At 40.8% G+C, this 16311-nt stretch carries 14 protein-coding genes and 1 pseudogene; 7 read left to right on the top strand and 8 right to left on the bottom strand.

The genetic code is table 11. The annotated features are described in order from the left end of the window. The 3 genes from CZ382_RS23090 to CZ382_RS23080 all read right to left on the bottom strand — a co-directional run bounded on the left by CZ382_RS23090 (position 1) and on the right by CZ382_RS23080 (position 2330). A complete protein-coding gene (locus CZ382_RS23090; protein WP_088053393.1) occupies positions 1–258 on the bottom strand; it encodes a thioredoxin family protein in 258 nt (85 codons plus the stop codon). A 517-nt stretch (positions 259–775) separates the two neighbouring features. After that, positions 776–1474, bottom strand: a complete 699-nt coding sequence (locus tag CZ382_RS23085; RefSeq protein WP_088053392.1) for an amino acid ABC transporter permease — start codon at positions 1472–1474, stop codon at positions 776–778. Between the two features lies 1 nt (position 1475). After that, positions 1476–2330, bottom strand: coding sequence for a transporter substrate-binding domain-containing protein (locus CZ382_RS23080; protein ID WP_230856245.1), 855 nt, complete (start codon positions 2328–2330; stop codon positions 1476–1478). A gap of 304 nt (positions 2331–2634) precedes the next feature. On the opposite strand from CZ382_RS23080, the gene CZ382_RS23075 reads away from it, so the two are divergent. Then, positions 2635–4593, top strand: coding sequence for a heavy metal translocating P-type ATPase (locus CZ382_RS23075; RefSeq protein WP_088053390.1), 1959 nt, complete (start codon positions 2635–2637; stop codon positions 4591–4593). Between the two features lie 3 nt (positions 4594–4596). Here the strand turns inward: CZ382_RS23075 and CZ382_RS23070 are convergent, their stop codons facing one another. Both CZ382_RS23070 and CZ382_RS23065 read right to left on the bottom strand, forming a co-directional pair. After that, positions 4597–5418 (bottom strand): YihY/virulence factor BrkB family protein, encoded by an 822-nt coding sequence (locus CZ382_RS23070; protein ID WP_088053389.1) that lies wholly within the window; start codon positions 5416–5418, stop codon positions 4597–4599. Between the two features lie 123 nt (positions 5419–5541). After that, positions 5542–5847 (bottom strand): hypothetical protein, encoded by a 306-nt coding sequence (locus CZ382_RS23065; protein ID WP_088053388.1) that lies wholly within the window; start codon positions 5845–5847, stop codon positions 5542–5544. A 513-nt stretch (positions 5848–6360) separates the two neighbouring features. Here CZ382_RS23065 and CZ382_RS23060 point away from each other — a divergent pair. Then, the gene (locus CZ382_RS23060) at positions 6361–7719 is read left to right on the top strand and encodes an alanine/glycine:cation symporter family protein (protein WP_088053387.1); all 1359 of its coding nucleotides are present in this window, start codon (positions 6361–6363) and stop codon (positions 7717–7719) included. Positions 7720–8011: 292 nt separating this feature from the next. Here the strand turns inward: CZ382_RS23060 and CZ382_RS23055 are convergent, their stop codons facing one another. Continuing rightward, positions 8012–8563, bottom strand: coding sequence for a transcription repressor NadR (locus CZ382_RS23055; protein WP_123057236.1), 552 nt, complete (start codon positions 8561–8563; stop codon positions 8012–8014). 565 nt (positions 8564–9128) lie between these two features. On the opposite strand from CZ382_RS23055, the gene CZ382_RS23050 reads away from it, so the two are divergent. Further along, positions 9129–9317: a hypothetical protein gene (locus CZ382_RS23050; RefSeq protein ID WP_088053385.1), complete on the top strand. Its 189-nt coding sequence runs from the start codon at positions 9129–9131 to the stop codon at positions 9315–9317. A 1-nt stretch (position 9318) separates the two neighbouring features. Beyond that, positions 9319–10815, top strand: a complete 1497-nt coding sequence (locus CZ382_RS23045; protein WP_088053384.1) for a sodium:solute symporter family protein — start codon at positions 9319–9321, stop codon at positions 10813–10815. 36 nt (positions 10816–10851) lie between these two features. Here CZ382_RS23045 and CZ382_RS23040 read toward each other — a convergent pair whose 3' ends face one another. Further along, positions 10852–11847, bottom strand: coding sequence for a glutaminase (locus tag CZ382_RS23040; RefSeq protein ID WP_088053383.1), 996 nt, complete (start codon positions 11845–11847; stop codon positions 10852–10854). Between the two features lie 150 nt (positions 11848–11997). On the opposite strand from CZ382_RS23040, the gene CZ382_RS23035 reads away from it, so the two are divergent. Next, entirely contained in the window at positions 11998–12735 is a 738-nt protein-coding gene (locus tag CZ382_RS23035) for an alanine racemase (RefSeq protein ID WP_088053382.1), read from the top strand. Positions 12736–12888: 153 nt separating this feature from the next. On the opposite strand, the gene CZ382_RS23030 is transcribed toward CZ382_RS23035, so the two are convergent. Then, positions 12889–14151, bottom strand: a complete 1263-nt coding sequence (locus CZ382_RS23030; RefSeq protein ID WP_159457745.1) for a transposase — start codon at positions 14149–14151, stop codon at positions 12889–12891. Positions 14152–14363: 212 nt separating this feature from the next. Here CZ382_RS23030 and CZ382_RS23025 point away from each other — a divergent pair. Beyond that, positions 14364–14825: pseudogene (locus CZ382_RS23025) on the top strand (amino acid deaminase/aldolase); the annotation flags it as partial. After that, positions 14813–16123, top strand: a complete 1311-nt coding sequence (locus CZ382_RS23020; protein WP_088053380.1) for a D-arabinono-1,4-lactone oxidase — start codon at positions 14813–14815, stop codon at positions 16121–16123. The pseudogene CZ382_RS23025 and the gene CZ382_RS23020, both read left to right, overlap by 13 nt. Positions 16124–16311 lie beyond the last annotated feature (188 nt).

The following is a 16311-nucleotide window of genomic DNA, read 5'->3' as shown; positions in this document are numbered from 1 at the left end:
CTATATCGTACCTCCTTGAAATTGTTGAAACATGTTGAGCAATTCATTTGGGTTAACACCTGTACTTCTAGCAATTTCTGTTTTATCATCTGTTAATAGAATGGTAGTTGGGACGGAGAAGACCTGAAATCTGTCGGCTAGCACCCTGTTTTTATCAGCAGATACAACTTCAGGTTGTATACGCTGTTGCTGCATAAAGTTCTTGACAATTGTGCATTTAGGACAAGTACTAGCGGTAAAAAGTAATAAATGCATCATGATTCACTCCCTATTAAAATTGTAAGCAAAACAAACATAACACAATATATAGTATTATCAAGTGATTATAATCACTATATATTGACTTTGATCGTGTTGTAAACTTGATTTCACCATGTTCTATTAGCAAAACGAGGAAGAAAAAACTAGACCAGGAGAATGGTTCCAGACCAGTGAAAAAGGAGGCTTATTTAGGAGAAAAAGTTAAGGGGAAGTAAAAACTGTTAATTGGCCGTATCCAAATGAACCTTAAAATAAAAATCAAGGAACCACTTATTTTGGGGAATTCCTTGATCTTTACTGGAAGCGATTATTTGTCTTATCTTGTTGGGAACATCTGCAAGGGTTTTTATTTTGTCGGATCTGGAACTTTGTAATTAACTTCTTTTATTACTGTATAGCGTTCCATATCCTCACCTTATTTGTTAAAACTCACGAGGATTCCAGATTTGGGAATATGGTGCCATGCCTCCCATTACCACGTGTCCAGCATGCAACCTCCTAAATAACTCACAACCTACTTCTCCATAAACCTGCTAAATCGCTTTTCCATGCGATCCTGCATAAATGAAATCACCATACATATTGGCCAGTAAATTAATGCCACCAAAATATACATTGTCATCGAGTCATATGTACGCCCGGCAACGATTTGTGCCTTTTGAAACAGCTCGGGAACGGTAATAACCGCCGCTAGCGACGTCGCTTTAACCAGATCCAAATAAACATTTGCAAGTGGCGGAATAGCAATTCTTGTAGCTTGCGGCAGGATAATTTTTCTCAATGTTAACCAGTATCCCATGTTAAGCGATGTGGCCGATTCCCATTGCCCTTGTGGCACACTATTTAACGATGAACGGTTTATTTCAGCTATATAGGCAGCGCTGTTCAGTCCAAATGCTAGCGACGCTGCTAAAAATGCCGATAGTTCAATCCCGACAACCGGCAAACCAGAATAAAGAATAAATAAAAATACTAGAATTGGTGTCCCGCGCATAAAAGAAATGTAGATCCGCGCCGGCCATCTTAATACGATTCGACTAGAACCGCGTGCCAAGGCAAGGAAAAATCCTAACACTAAACCGATACCCATGCCGATAAACGAAACAGATAATGTCGCCGGAATTCCTTCAAGAAGGAAAGGTAAACTTTCCCATGCCAGCTGCCAATCGAATAACTTCCCTAGCTGAACGTTATCGAATTGTAAGTTAAACATGCTATTCTATACCTTCAATTTCAATGATATCCTCGTCCGGCTTTTTGGAAACATCTTTACCACCAAAAAATTTACCCGAAAGCTCTGTCAGCGTTCCGTCTTCACGCATGCCGGCCAACACTTCATTTATCTTTTCTTTCAATAGGTCAGCATCCTTGTCCATGACAACATTTTGCGTTGTAGGATAAAATTTTAGATCCGGGTGAATCGTAATATCCAAATCTGGAAACGCCTCTAGTGCCAGGCTTTGCAAATAATAGTCATTAATAATCACATCCGTCCTGCCATTATCAACATCCTTTAAGTAAACATCGTTGGTCACGTTACCGTATGTTTTTACCTCTGCGCCAAACTTTCTCGCAATGTCACTATAAACGGTTGTTGCAGCACCACCGGCTTTTTTGCCATCCAAATCTGCTAATGTTTTAAAATCGGCTACTTCATCTTTACGTACGATCATGGTCGAATACGAGTATTTATATGGATCGCTAAAAGCAAATTTCTTTTTGCTCGCTTCCCGAAGTCCAGCTTGAGCAACATCGATTCTGCCCGATTTTAATGAAGCAAGCATGGCATCAAAGCCTAAAATCTCAAATTTCACATCTATATCTAACCGTTTAGCAATCTCCTTGATAACTTCTACATCGTAACCGGTCAATTCATCGGATCCTTCCGGGTAATACGAAGCAGGATAAAGAGTACCGGGCGTTCCAACCACTAATTCCCCGTTTTCCTTTATTTCCGCCCATTTTCCACTCCCTTTTTCGTCGCTATTTTGATTTTGACTACTAGTTTCGCCACACGCTCCTAAGACAAGCAGCAATACGAAAAATAAGGTAAATCTCTTTAATCTCAATCCCGACACTCCCCATGTTGTTATATTAAAAATCATATAACGATTGTAACAGCTTGGATCCTTTGTTTCAATGAAATGTTACTACTGTTATCTATTACATTATCAATCTGTTTTACTCACAAAAAATTATCCTTGACTTTATTGATTATAATGGTAACATAATAACAAATACTAATTTATAATAATTATAAAATAAAACACTGGATTTTTAGGTGATTGATATCACTAAACGCACTAAATATCACTTTTAAAGCAAGGCGTATGCAAATGATTATTATTATCAATTAACTAGGAGGGATTGAAAATGACTACCCATTCGAAAGCATTAAATCGACCAAAACCGAAGCATGTTTCAGTATCGTCAGTCAAAAATTGGCTTACACATATATCACAGCATAGTGAACTTATCGCCGCCCTCTTTAGCGGTCTACTTATCCTCGCAACATGGACGTTTCATGATTATCTGTCCCATCCGCTTTGGATTACGCTTCACATTTTGGCATTTGCAGTAGGTGGTTATGCAAAAGCAAAGGAAGGAATTACGGAAACAATTAAAAATAAAGAGCTGAATGTGGAAATGCTCATGATATTTGCCGCTGTCGGGTCCGTAATCATCGGCTATTGGACAGAGGGCGCAATACTAATTTTTATTTTCGCACTATCTGGTGCACTCGAAACATATACGGAAAATAAAAGCAGTAAAGAAATCTTATCATTAATGAAGCTTCAGCCTGAGGAGGCGCTGCTGACAACAAACAATCAGGAAAGAATCGTCCCTGTATCGGAGCTGGTTGTTGACGATACGATACTTGTTAAGGCTGGTGAACGTATTCCCGCTGATGGGGTCATTTTAAAAGGCGCGACAGCTATTGACGAAAGCGCCATAACCGGTGAATCTGTTCCAGTAAGCAAAATGAAGGATCATGATGTTTTTGCAGGAACAGTAGCTCTTGATGGATCCATTTCCGTTAAAATCACCAAGTCAGCAAATGAAACATTATTTCAAAAGATCATCCAATTGGTTCAGTCTGCCCAGGCAGAAAAGTCACCCTCTCAACTATTCATCGAAAAATTCGAGGGGACCTATGTAAAGATGGTATTGGCCGCTGTTGTCCTGATGATATTTTTGCCGGTACTGTTAGTTAACTGGTCTTTTTCCGAAAGCATCTATCGTGCTATGATTCTGCTCGTCGTTGCTTCACCTTGTGCCCTTGTAGCATCGATCATGCCAGCTACATTATCAGCCATTTCCAATGGTGCCAAAAACGGGGTCTTGTTTAAGGGCGGTGTACATGTCGAAAACCTAGCTCATATCAAGGCAATTGCGTTTGATAAAACAGGTACACTAACAAATGGGAAACCAGTTGTGACGGACACTTATTTCGATTCTGAAACTAAAAAGGAGCACATTTTAGCCGTAACCTGGGCAATTGAAAAGGAATCGACCCACCCACTTGCCGAGGCAATAACAGCACATTGCAAAACACAATTGGAGAAAAATACGTCACCAATTGAAGCTGCTGGAATTACAACGATAACCGGTAATGGTGTAGTTGGGTTCGTGAATCAGGAAAAATGGGAAATCGGTAAAGCCCAATTTGTCGACGAAGAGGAAGCGGTTCGTTTTGCAAACGGGATGGGAACGAGCTTGGCAAAACAGGGGAAAACAATTGTCTACGTGAAAAACAGCAGTGGGATTGTTGCACTTTTTGCCTTAAAGGACACGATTCGCACTGACACAAAACAAGCGATTCGTGCATTAAATAAGTCCGGTATTCATACGGTTATGCTAACGGGAGACAATGAAATTACCGCTAAAGCAATTGCCGAAGAAGCCGGTATTGCTGCATATATTGCGGAATGCTTGCCAGAGGAAAAGGTAAATCATGTAAAAGAACTACGGAAAACGTATCAAAATGTAGCAATGGTTGGCGACGGAATCAATGATGCACCAGCACTCGCAACCGCAAATGTTGGGATTGCAATGGGAGAAGGTACCGATGTCGCTTTGGAAACGGCTGATGTTGTTTTAATGAAAAATGACCTGCCTAAAATCACTGATGCTATAAGCCTTTCCTCACGGATGAATAAAATTATGAAACAAAATGTAGTCTTTTCGATAGGGGTCATCTTACTGCTGATTATATCGAATTTTTTCCAGGTGCTCGATTTGCCGTTAGGTGTTGTCGGGCATGAAGGCAGCACGATATTAGTTATACTAAATGGCTTACGATTATTAAAGCAGCAGTCACCGGTTCAGTGACTGCTACTCCTCTAGTTTATTTTTCATGATAACAGCATTAATCACGCCGCCAATAATAATAATAATTCCCGACAAATAAAACCAAATCATTAATACGATGACCGCACCCAAGCTGCCATAAGTTGCGGAGTAGTTTCCGAGTGTATTTACGTAATAGGAAAATGCCAGTGAAACCAATTGCCAGCCAATCGTCGCAAAAATAGCGCCCCAAATAGCATCTTTAAAATATATATGTCTATTCGGCGCCAATTTATACAACAGGGTCAGCACGATGAAAAAAATGATCGACGAAATCACCCAGCGCATCATCGTCCAAAACTGAATAAAATTATCCGAATACCCGAAAAGAGAAAATACATATTCTCCAATCATTTTTCCAAAGATTGGTAAAAGGAATGCCATGCAAATGACAAGCACCATTGCAATTGTCAGCACAATAGCGATTAGCCTGCCGAAGACAAAAGAGCGATCTTCTTCTACATCATAAGCACGGTTAAAAGCGCGCATAATCGCTTTGATTCCATTTGAGGCAGACCATAATGTACCAATAATACTAATAGACAATAACCCACCATTTTGCTTATTAACCAATTGACTCATGTTATTTTTGATCAGATCCATCGTTTCCTCAGGCGCATAGGTTCCCAGAAAGTCGGTAATAGCATGCTCATCCAGCGGTAAATAACCAATCAGTGTTACTAAAAATAATAAGAAGGGAAAAAGGGATAACAGAAAAAAGTATGCAAGCTGTGCAGCAAGTCCAAAGATATCATCTTCTGCAATGCGATGGAATAGCTGCTTAAAGAATTGTTCTATATTCTTCATGTTACGACCTATCCCCTTCCATTTATTTTACCAGTAAATAATGGATACAAATTCCATCTATATGAATTCAATATCCGTTAAGGCAATGTCTATCTCATCGCCAGCGGCTTCCGCTTTTCCAGGTTATATATTTGATTCCAGCTTTTTTGGCTCCTCTTTTTTACTAATTTTACCCAGCGTCTCTTCTACCTGCTCCAAAGCATTGATTGCATTATCTGCATTGACACTAAACTTTTCATTAAATTCATTGCATGCATCTTTCGCGTTTCGTATTGCTTCGGCTGGATGTTTCAAATAGTAACCTGTTGTGCTCTTAGCACTTTGCAGCTGCTTCTTTGTATAATACCTTGTCTCCCTATCGTATAATGCAGTTAGTCCACCTGCGACTGCACCTAGCAGAATACCTAAACATAATTTTTGTTTGCCCATTTCTATCGCTCCTTAAGTTATGTTTGCTACATTTTCTTTTCAATTGTACCAAGCTTTTACGTCTTTTTGAAACATGATCATACGGCGAAAATTAAATGCTCAGAAACAGTGCTGACTTAGGTCTTCTGATAACCTAAAAGTATGTGATCCCGACATTATCAGCGACTCCTTTTATTTTGTCATCCCTCCGTAATAATATGAACGAAACCGTACTAATTGCATCTATGTACCTGGTGGACACCTTGCAGAAACAGATCACCTGTCTTTCCCCATATCAGATTCCATTATAGCGGATTTTGCTTTAATTTGGAAAGATAGCCTTTTTATTCTTTTACCCGCCCAATATAATGCAAAACTCCATTTAATCTGATAAGTATCGATGTTTTTGCAATTCTAACCTAAAAATATCGTAAAAGATAAATTAATTGTTAAAAAAGGCTTGACTTTTCCTTGTCATTTTCGGAATATTTATTATAGGCATCTTAATATAAAAAAGTAATAAGGGGGAGAAGCATGAATGATATCATGGAAAAGATAAGCGCTTTTGTTTGGGGGCCTGTGACACTTGTTTTAATTGTCGGAACAGGACTGTATCTTACTTTCCGTCTCGGATTTCTCCAGTTTCGCACGCTGCCATATGCATTGCGGTTGGCGTTCAGCCCAAAACGTCAGGACAAAGAATCAAAAGGGGATATTAGCCATTACGAAGCATTAACAACGGCAATGGCAGCCACCATTGGGACAGGTAACATTGTTGGGGTAGCAACAGCTGTCGTTCTAGGTGGACCTGGTGCTGTATTCTGGATGTGGATTTCGGCTTTATTCGGGATGGCGACCAAGTATTCAGAAGCCATTCTTGCTGTTAAATATCGTGTTGTTAACAGTAAAGGTCAAATGTCCGGAGGACCAATGTATTATCTGGAACGCGGATTAAAGGCAAAATGGCTTGGTGTTTTATTTGCCATTTTTGGCGCCATTGCAGCGTTCGGGATCGGGAATATGGTACAATCCAACTCTGTGTCAGATGCACTAGAGCGATCATTCAATGTTCCAACTTGGGTAACAGGTATTATACTTACTGTCTTAACCGGTTTAGTTATTCTTGGTGGAATTAAAAGTATTGGACGAGTAACTGCATTTTTCGTACCGATTATGGCATTGTTTTACGTCATTGGCGGACTTATTATTATGGTTATGAATATCGATCAGGTCCCATCTGTTATCGGGTTAATTTTTAACGATGCTTTCACAGGCAGTGCACTTGGTGGTGGTGTACTAGGAACGGTTATCCGGTATGGTGTTGCACGTGGGGTATTTTCCAATGAAGCAGGACTTGGTTCAGCACCGATTGCCGCGGCTGCGGCCAAGACCGATTATCCTGGCCGGCAAGCACTTGTCTCGATGACCCAGGTGCTTATTGACACAATTATTGTCTGTTCGATTACTGGTATTACAATTGTGATGGCAGGTTTAGCCGGAAGCGGTTTGGAAGGCGGCGATTTAACCGCAGCATCATTTTCAGCATTTTTAGGTGATACCGGTGGCTATATTGTCACGATTGGTATTGTATTATTTGCCTTTTCAACACTTGTCGGCTGGTCGTACTACGGTGAAAAATGTTTCTCCTATCTTTTCAATGATAAGGCTATTCCATATTACCGGGTTGTCTTCGTATTAGCCGTTATGTATGGAGCCGTTGAGCAGCTAAGTGTAGTTTGGGACATCGCCGATATTATGAACGCCTTAATGGCTTTTCCAAACCTGATCGGCTTACTGGGGCTCTCTGGCGTAGTTGTTTACGAAACGAAAAAGTTCCTGAAAGTTGCCAAAGAAGAGGAGCGAGAACGAAAGCGGGCTTCAAGAGTATCATAACAAAACGGGACTGGCAAATGTCGTCAGTCCCGTTTTGTTATTTTTAATTTTGGATTTTCACAGGGCATATTTAAACGGTTCCCGATAATGCTTGTACGGTTCACGTTGATTATCGTGCCGTTTACGTTGATTCCAGCTCACTTACGGATGGTATTCGCGCTGTTTACGTTGATTTCAGCATAGCTCACGCTGATATCCGTGCAGTTCACGTTAATTCAGCTCAGGTTCACGTTGATTTTCAAGATCACGTTGATGTTCTCCCATTCCTTTTGATGTTCCGTAATAACGGCTTCTATTGCTCCAATAAATATCCTGCAGCCTTTAATGCAGCCTTTGCTTCGTCCAACTGCTCCTGGGTTTCCGCTTCAATTGTATGTAAATGTACTCCTTCGGTAAGCTGAGATAAAAGGGAAGCCTGCTTTGATTTCAACTCGTGAAGAAATGCATCAACATCACGCCGGTTTTTCAGCATCAGTGAGCCGGTGATATCTCCGTAAATCGGATGCTCGACCATGACATTTTTAACGGAAACACCTCGATCAACCAGCATATAAAGTTCGTCCGCAGTGTCTTCGGACCGATGACAAACGGCAATGATCGTAGTAAAGTTAGCTGCATTATTTATCTCACTAAAATAGACATAGCCCCGTGACGTAGCAATAATTGGCTCACCCTTTGCCTTCAAAAGCGAAACATCCTGCACGATCACCTGCCTGCTGACATTTGTTTTATCCGCCAAAACTTTCCCCGACAAAGGATGATCGCTCTCTTTCAGCCAGGTCAAAATCAAATGCCTTCTTTCCTCGCCAAGAACCTTATTCCCTTCACTTCTCAATGCTATCACCTCACTAGATTTAGCTATCGAATAGAATTACCGTAAACTTTACTTCATTATAGCAGACGTCCTGCCTATTACATCATCAAAAACATGTTGCGCTTTTTAATTAATTATGTAAATATATATGTAAAGACACATGTATACAATTATGTTTCGTTTTAAGAAAGTATAAGAAAAGCGCAAGCGCCCGTTTAGCAACGTACAAACTGCGCCCGCGCAACGCGGGTGGTTCGGTGTTGCTGCGCAAAGCAGCGGTTTTAACCGAACACTCCTACCGCAATGAGATAAAGGAAACATGCCCCTGCAAAAGGGGTAGACGTGAGTTGGGCGCAAAGCCCGTTCTTAGTTGGCCTTCCTTCCTACCCGAACCGATGTTGACTTATCGTAGTGAAGGAGTGTGAAGTTTGCTTGGCTTTAGCGCTGGAGCTGGACATGGCCAACTCTGGCGTAAGCAGAATAGAGCCTAAATTTATATACTTTCTTATGGTATAAGAAAAACTTCGCTTCAGCTATTATAGACGAAACGAATGCCCAGTTTTTCTAAAAACATTCATGTAAAAGGAGAAAGCAGATGAACAGAAAGAACGCAAAAATGTTATGGGGTGCACTAATCGTTTTTTTAATACTGTTATCCTATATCCTCCCCTACACAATTATGTCAGGGATTCAGGCCTGGTATGGCAGTTTTTTGCTGTGGGGTATTATCGGGATCCTGATTATCGTAGCGAATATCATGGTCACGAGGGATTGGAGGGAATAAAATGAGTTCAAATCTGGTAACTTTGGGAATTGTAATTTATGTTGTTTTAGCATTAGCCGTTGCATTGATGGCGCGACATGGGAACCGGACGGATATGTCTGGTTACTTCCTTGGCGGCCGCAACATGAATGGGATTTTATCAGCATTAAGCTACAGTGCCACAACGTACAGTGCTTTTATGCTGGTCGGTTTGGCCGGTCTTACGTATCAAGGCGGGGTCGGTGCGCTTGGGTTTGAAATAGTTTACTTCACCGGTGTTTCGCTCGTTGCCTTATTCGGTCCGCGTTTTTGGCTGGCAGGGAAAAAATTTGGCTATGTTACACCTTCGGAAATGGTTGGGGATCGTTATGAAAGTAAAACGGCAGCTGCGGCTATTTCAATTGTAAATTGTTTGTTTCTTATTCCATACTGTGCAGTTCAGCTCGCAGGCATAGGCTATTTATTACAGGGAATCACCAATAATGCCATTCCCTTTACCGTGGGAGTTGTGATTGCCACTGGCCTAGCCATTCTTTTTTCTTATACAGCTGGCATTCGTTCCGTTGTTTGGACAGATTCCCTGCAAGCAGTGATCATGATTATTACATCTACACTCGTTGTGCTATTGGTAATCCATGGGTTAGGTGGTTTTGGCTCGTTTTTTGCTACATTGCAAACCGATCATCCGGATGCACTTTCCGTACCGGGCAATGGCTATTTTAATTTCTTAACATTTCTTGGCTTGACACTGCCATGGTTTTTCTTTAGCTTGTCCAATCCCCAGGTGAGTCAGCGAATGTTTATGCCTGCATCACTAAAGGGGTTACGGCAAATGCTGATTGGTTTTCTTGTATTTGGCTTTATTTACACCTTCGTATCGGTATTATGGGGATTTTCTGCACTTCAAATGTTTCCTGATCTAACTACAGCCGATTTGGCAACACCAAAATTATTATCGTCTGACCTGGTACCACCGGTTCTTGGTGTTATCGTCATGATTGGTATTCTCGCTGCTGCTGTTTCGACCATCGATTCGATTATGCTGACATTGTCATCGATGGTCGCACGTGATGTATATGGGAACTTGCAAAAAGATGCCTCTGATGCGAAACAATTACGGGTTGGAAAAATCGTGATTCCTATCATCGCAATTTTGGCGTTTGCCTTTGCCGAGCTGGAACTTAACCTGATAGCCATATTGTCTGTCGCAGCATCGTCCGGATTAATTGTTACAGTTCCAGCGTTTTTTGGTACCTTTTTTTGGAGACGTGGAACCGCTGCAGGTGTCATTTCCAGTGTATCAATTGGTGCAGTTCTCGTCATGATGTTGGAATTCACCGGTTTAAAACCGTTTGGACTGGCTGCCGGGATTTGGGGGCTCATCATTTCCACAGTACTTTTTATTGGTGTAAGTTTGGCGACAAAGGCTCCTGTAAAAAAGGCGGAGCTATTTATCACTATATTGAAAACGAAGCCGGAGAAAAAGCAACAGCAGATATCACAAAAAGAACTGAAATAAGGAAGGAACAAGCCCCAGTGTACCTTCCTTATTTCTTTAAAAGATACTTAAATCCCATTGCTTGGCGATATGCCGCAATAAACGAATTCCTGCTATACTGTTCCCTTTGTTATCTAATGCTGGACCATACACACCGATGCCACAGCCCTCAATAAATGGTAATTCTTCCTCACGAACCCTTGGTGGTGCTACTGCCATTATCCCACCGGAAACACCACTTTTCGCCGGAATCCCGACGTATGTCGCAAATTTTCCGGAGGCATCATACATTCCACAAGTTAACATTAACGCCTTCACAATACGCGCAACCTGGCGGGGGATAATCTCTTTCTCTGCTTTCGGATCCTCCCCATCATTTGCCAAGATCATTCCGATTCTGGCGAGATCATCCACCGTCACTTCGATGGAGCACTGTTTGAAATAAGTTTCCAACGTTATGTTTAGATCTGATTCAAGGAATCCGGTTTCCAGCAAATAATAGCCAATTGCCCGGTTTCGCATCGAAGAATCTCGCTCTGATTCATAAACATCAACATTAATCGCTGGACGATACCCAAGCATCGCCTCCATTAAATTCAGGATTGGTTTCAGCTTTTGATCGGACGTTTTTCCTTGTAAAATTGATGTTACAGTAATTGCCCCTGCATTAATTAATGGATTGAACGGCTTTTTTACCTGTTTCATTTCCAAATGCATGATCGAATTAAAAGCCTCTCCAGTTGGCTCCACATCAACCCGGTCAAGCATATAGCCAACACCCCGTTCCATACAGGCAGTAATAAAACTTAACACCTTTGAAATACTCTGGATGGTAAATGGGATATCGACGTCACCTGACCGAATCGTCATCCCATCTTTCCCGATGATGGAAATGCCTAAATGGTCTCGATTTGCTTCAGCCAAAATCGGGATATAGGAAGCCACTTTTCCTTCCGTTGTATGTTTTCGGTAAAAGGATACCCAATCATCAACATAATTCTCAAGCCATTCCTGCGTTTGCTCCGTATTCCAGTTTGCTGCTCCTTGCACCATTACGATCACCTCACGAAAAGTTATGTAAAAGCGATGCACAAAAATTATTTCAGAATTTTCCCTGTTATGTGTGTTCTTATGCTACCATAAGTATAAAGATACTATATCACCATCTATCTGCAACGATATGTTTACAAAGGAGTTTTTGTTATGCCGGACTATAATTACTACAAAGAGGCATTAAAAAATGTAACAAAACCATGTGCATTCCTGGATCTTGATGTGCTGGCTGAAAATATCCATGATATCACCGGGAAAAGCAATAACAAAAAGATACGGAATGCCAGTAAATCAATTCGCAGTGTTGCTGTCTTAAAAACGATTCTTAACGCCTCCCCTGTTTTTCAAGGGATTATGTGCTTTACAGCTGATGAAGCCGTGTATTTAAATGGGCATGGTTTTGACGATCTGCTAATCGCATATCCAGTTTGGGATACTTACCACTTAAAACAGATTGCTAAACTCAGGAGAGACAATCATATCATTACCGTGATGATTGATTCAATTGATCACATTGATCGTCTGGAAAAAGTCGCCAAGGCGGAACATTGTACATTCTTAGTATGTATCGATATCGACCTGTCTAGTGATTTTTTTGGTCTTCATTTTGGTGTGCACCGTTCACCGATAAAAACGCTTGAACACGCCATGGCAATTATCAACCGCGCCAGCGGCTCCAACTACCTGCAAATTGACGGGGTAATGGGGTATGAAGCGCAGATCGCCGGTGTTACCGACAATGACCCAAATCAGAAGGCAAAAAATAATGTAATCCGGTTTTTGAAAAGAAAATCATCAGCAGAACTGATCAAAAAGCGAGACATGATCATCAAAGCAATAAAAAGGAAAGGTATTTCATTGCGATTTGTCAATGGTGGTGGTATTTAAGTTTACCTTTTTTCGCCGCATAAAACGGAATTATTTCACCTTAAGAGTCCTTTAGAAGGTTTTTTTTCGTTTTTATTGAAGGAAGCAAATTTTTAACCAGCACAAATAGACATACTTATCAGTATGTTTTTTCTTACTATTCAATTAATAAATTCAGAGTTGTAATGTTAGCTGCCGTGAACTTACTGGTTTCTCTATGTATTTAAAATGCCGAATGCCATGTTTGTCTTTTATCAATATGGCTTCCATCCCCGCTGAAAAACGATATAGAAACATCTTAATTTTATCCTTTGCTTTAATCCCTTTTGCCCGTTCAATCACGTCATGGAAAAATCCATTCTGCTTTTCTACTTTCAGCGTCATAAACGTTATCATAATGGAAACGAGTAAAAACATTCTTTTCAGTCTTGGCAATGTACGAACCCGAACATTTTCTAAGTCAAATTCCTGCTTTTGAACGCGAAACATTTCTTCGATACGCCATCTAGTAATATAAGCTTTCAAAATAGACAGGACCTCTTCCTTTTTTTGAACCCGTTTATTTGTAAGCAGCACCATCGGCTCTTTTCCGTATCCATACACCACAACCATAGTGAATTTTTGACCCTTTAGCGAAGGAATTTCCACAGTAAGATGAGAGACTTTCAAATCATATACGGTTCCCTTTATTTCAGAACGAAAATTGATTTTCCCTTTCCTTCTGATCGCTAAGTTGTGTACAGGGAATTTTTTATTCTGGTACAATAAATTCCGATTTTTCTTCAAACGAATGATAAAGTTATTTTTCTGCTTGAGGATCTTTTTCATGACTTCTATATTGTCATACCCACGATCCATCACAAAGGTTGCCTTCTTTGCCTCTACAAGTTGATTCACGTAATCCAAGCCCTTGTATGTTTCTTCATTTTCGCTGACAAATCCCTTTTCGGCGGCGGAGTACAGATGGGAATAAATTGAAATCGGGTGCTTTGTCTTCGGAGCCACGGCAATCATGTTGGTTGTCCAATATCCATTGCCTATCTTTCCTGTTGAACCATCTCTCACTTGTCCAAGTGCTTCCATTTTACTGGCAGTAGATTTCACAATCTCGGAATTATCGACTAAAACCAGATTATCTTCCTCTTGTAGAAAAGGTTTTACCATTTCCTCATAGTTCTCCAACAGCTCGGATGTTTCGTGAAATTCGTCCATGCGATTGGACAGTCGCTTGACGGTTTGTATCGCTTCAATGGGTTCTTCCAGAGCGCGTGCAATTTTAGTAAGCAAAACAGATCTGCCTTTTGCTAGTCCAAATAACATGTCCAGGATAAAGTTTTTGTTGGGTTTTTGCAGCCCTTGGGTTAATTTGGACGCAAAATGAAAAATGGAACGTTTTGTGGTATAAATTGATTGGTTAAATGTGTTATGATTAGACATAAAGAGTCTCCTTTTTGTGTTCATATATTTTGTTTTAACCCAATAAAATTTTAACACATTTAGGGAGGCTTTTTATTTTTCTTTTTCAATAAATGACGTACATTTTAAGCAAAAAACGTTAAAATAGGCATCAAAAAGTTCATTTATCACTAGAACTTTTCGATGCCTATTTTTTGTTGGAAGTCAATCATTATTTTTAGGTAAACTTAAATGGTGGTACAGGGAGCCTGCATCAAACATCACGTGAAACAGAAGTTACGGAGGTGACTGTTGGATCGGGCTTTTTTAATCCGGGTTTGTTCGACTATTATCAAGCATTTAAACGACAGCCCGCTGTTGGATTTGCCATTGAAATCACCCGTATTCCGACAAGTCATATTTATACTTGTTCAGGTGGCGGCTATATCGCTTCGGGAGCTACGGGTCATGATAAGCAGCCACATGTTTATTTGCCTGAAGGTGCTAAACTTATTGCGAATGAGGGTGCCGGCGAAGTGCAAACACCAATTTATTATGCCGGAAAAATCCAGCTTACCCACGGTGATCCAATTATCATGCGTCATAGTAAAGCTGGAGAATTATGTGAACGTTTCCATTACCTTCATCTTATCCAAAATGGAAGGGTAATTGGTAAATACACGACCTACAGGGGGGACAATCAATGTTTTCTGTAAAAACAAATGAATGGAAAAACTGGTCAGAAACGGTAATGAGCCGATCGGAGGCATTTCGGCATCCGAAAACGGTAAATGAAATTGCGGCAATAGTTGCAGAATGTAATGCAACAGGGAAAAAAATACGTGTGGTCGGTGCGGGCCATTCCTTTACCCCATTGGCCGCAACAAGCGAGGTACTCGTTTCGCTTAAGCATTTAACTGGAATCGATACAATTGACCGGGAACAAGACCTTGTTACAGTATGGGCAGGGACTACTTTGAAAGACCTTGGCGAATTACTTTATAAAGAAGGATACGCGATGGAGAACCTCGGTGATATTAATGTCCAGTCCATCGCCGGTGCGATAAGTACTGGAACTCACGGTACCGGGATTAACTTTGGCAGCATCTCTACACAGGTTACCATGCTGACAGTCATTACGGCATCTGGTAAACAAATGGAAATAGCTGCGGATAAAAACGCGGAATTTTTCCAAGCCTCACGGATATCATTAGGAATGCTTTGTGTAATTGTCAAAGTACAATTGCGGGTTATACCATCGCATCAATTAATTAGTGAAACCTACAAAACACCGCTTAATCACTGTTTAGCACGGTTAGACGAATTAAAACAGGCAAACCGCCATTTTGAATTTTTTTGGTTCCCGTACACGAAAACGGTGCAAATAAAGCTAATGAACAGCTCCGGGACCAACCGGCAGCCGGATAAAAAAGGAAGTACATTTAATAAAATCGTGATAGAAAACGGTGCGTTTTGGCTATTATCCCAAATGTGCCGTATGCAGCCTAGATTGAGTAAAACGGCAAGCAATATTTCGGCATTAGGTATTCCCTCAGCTAAAGAGGCCGGTAATAGCCATGCATTGTATGCAACCCCACGATTAGTAAAATTTTATGAAATGGAATACAGTGTGCCTGCAGAAAGGATGCGCGTTGTGCTTGAGGATATTCAATACGTACTGGAAAATCAAAAGTTCGCGGTGCATTTTCCAATTGAGTGCCGCTATGTAAAAGGGGATGATATTTGGCTTAGCCCGGCCTATCAGCGCGATTCCGCCTATATCGCCGTTCACATGTACAAAGGCATGGAATTCGAGCCCTATTTTAACGCCATGGAAGAAATATTTCAGTATCATGGAGGTCGCCCGCATTGGGGAAAAATGCACAACATGACGGCACAGAAGCTGGCGTTGGCATATCCAAAATTCCACGACTTTTTGCATGTACGTGCTAAGCTTGATCCGAATGGGATGTTTTTGAATGCGTATCTTCAGAAATTGTTTGCAGTTTCTTAGCAAACCTTAAGACAATTAATAATTGTATCTGAATATTTTTTGAGATAAGCTGTGAATCGTATAATAATCAAGCGCTTCTTTGGTTGAATGTATCACGACATCGAAAGGGAGAAATTCGCCGATCAAAAGTGAGAAATCGCTGATCGAAAACCTTTCTTCACCGCTGACACAGCAATATTCCTTTTGCA

This window comes from Virgibacillus dakarensis (genome assembly GCF_900155625.1).
Lineage (GTDB): Bacteria > Bacillota > Bacilli > Bacillales > Amphibacillaceae > Lentibacillus_C > Lentibacillus_C populi.
Note: the sequence above shows the minus strand (reverse complement) of the source record. Positions and strands in the feature narration are given on the sequence as shown.

Coding starts and splice junctions, on each gene's coding strand:
- CZ382_RS23040 (WP_088053383.1), bottom strand. CDS start 11,847: ATGGTGCAAGGAGCAGCAAACTGGAATACGGAGCAAACGCAGGAATGG.
- CZ382_RS23045 (WP_088053384.1), top strand. CDS start 9,319: ATGAGTTCAAATCTGGTAACTTTGGGAATTGTAATTTATGTTGTTTTA.
- CZ382_RS23075 (WP_088053390.1), top strand. CDS start 2,635: ATGACTACCCATTCGAAAGCATTAAATCGACCAAAACCGAAGCATGTT.
- CZ382_RS23020 (WP_088053380.1), top strand. CDS start 14,813: ATGTTTTCTGTAAAAACAAATGAATGGAAAAACTGGTCAGAAACGGTA.
- CZ382_RS23030 (WP_159457745.1), bottom strand. CDS start 14,151: ATGTCTAATCATAACACATTTAACCAATCAATTTATACCACAAAACGT.
- CZ382_RS23060 (WP_088053387.1), top strand. CDS start 6,361: ATGAATGATATCATGGAAAAGATAAGCGCTTTTGTTTGGGGGCCTGTG.
- CZ382_RS23090 (WP_088053393.1), bottom strand. CDS start 258: ATGATGCATTTATTACTTTTTACCGCTAGTACTTGTCCTAAATGCACA.
- CZ382_RS23065 (WP_088053388.1), bottom strand. CDS start 5,847: ATGGGCAAACAAAAATTATGTTTAGGTATTCTGCTAGGTGCAGTCGCA.
- CZ382_RS23070 (WP_088053389.1), bottom strand. CDS start 5,418: ATGAAGAATATAGAACAATTCTTTAAGCAGCTATTCCATCGCATTGCA.
- CZ382_RS23085 (WP_088053392.1), bottom strand. CDS start 1,474: ATGTTTAACTTACAATTCGATAACGTTCAGCTAGGGAAGTTATTCGAT.
- CZ382_RS23035 (WP_088053382.1), top strand. CDS start 11,998: ATGCCGGACTATAATTACTACAAAGAGGCATTAAAAAATGTAACAAAA.
- CZ382_RS23050 (WP_088053385.1), top strand. CDS start 9,129: ATGAACAGAAAGAACGCAAAAATGTTATGGGGTGCACTAATCGTTTTT.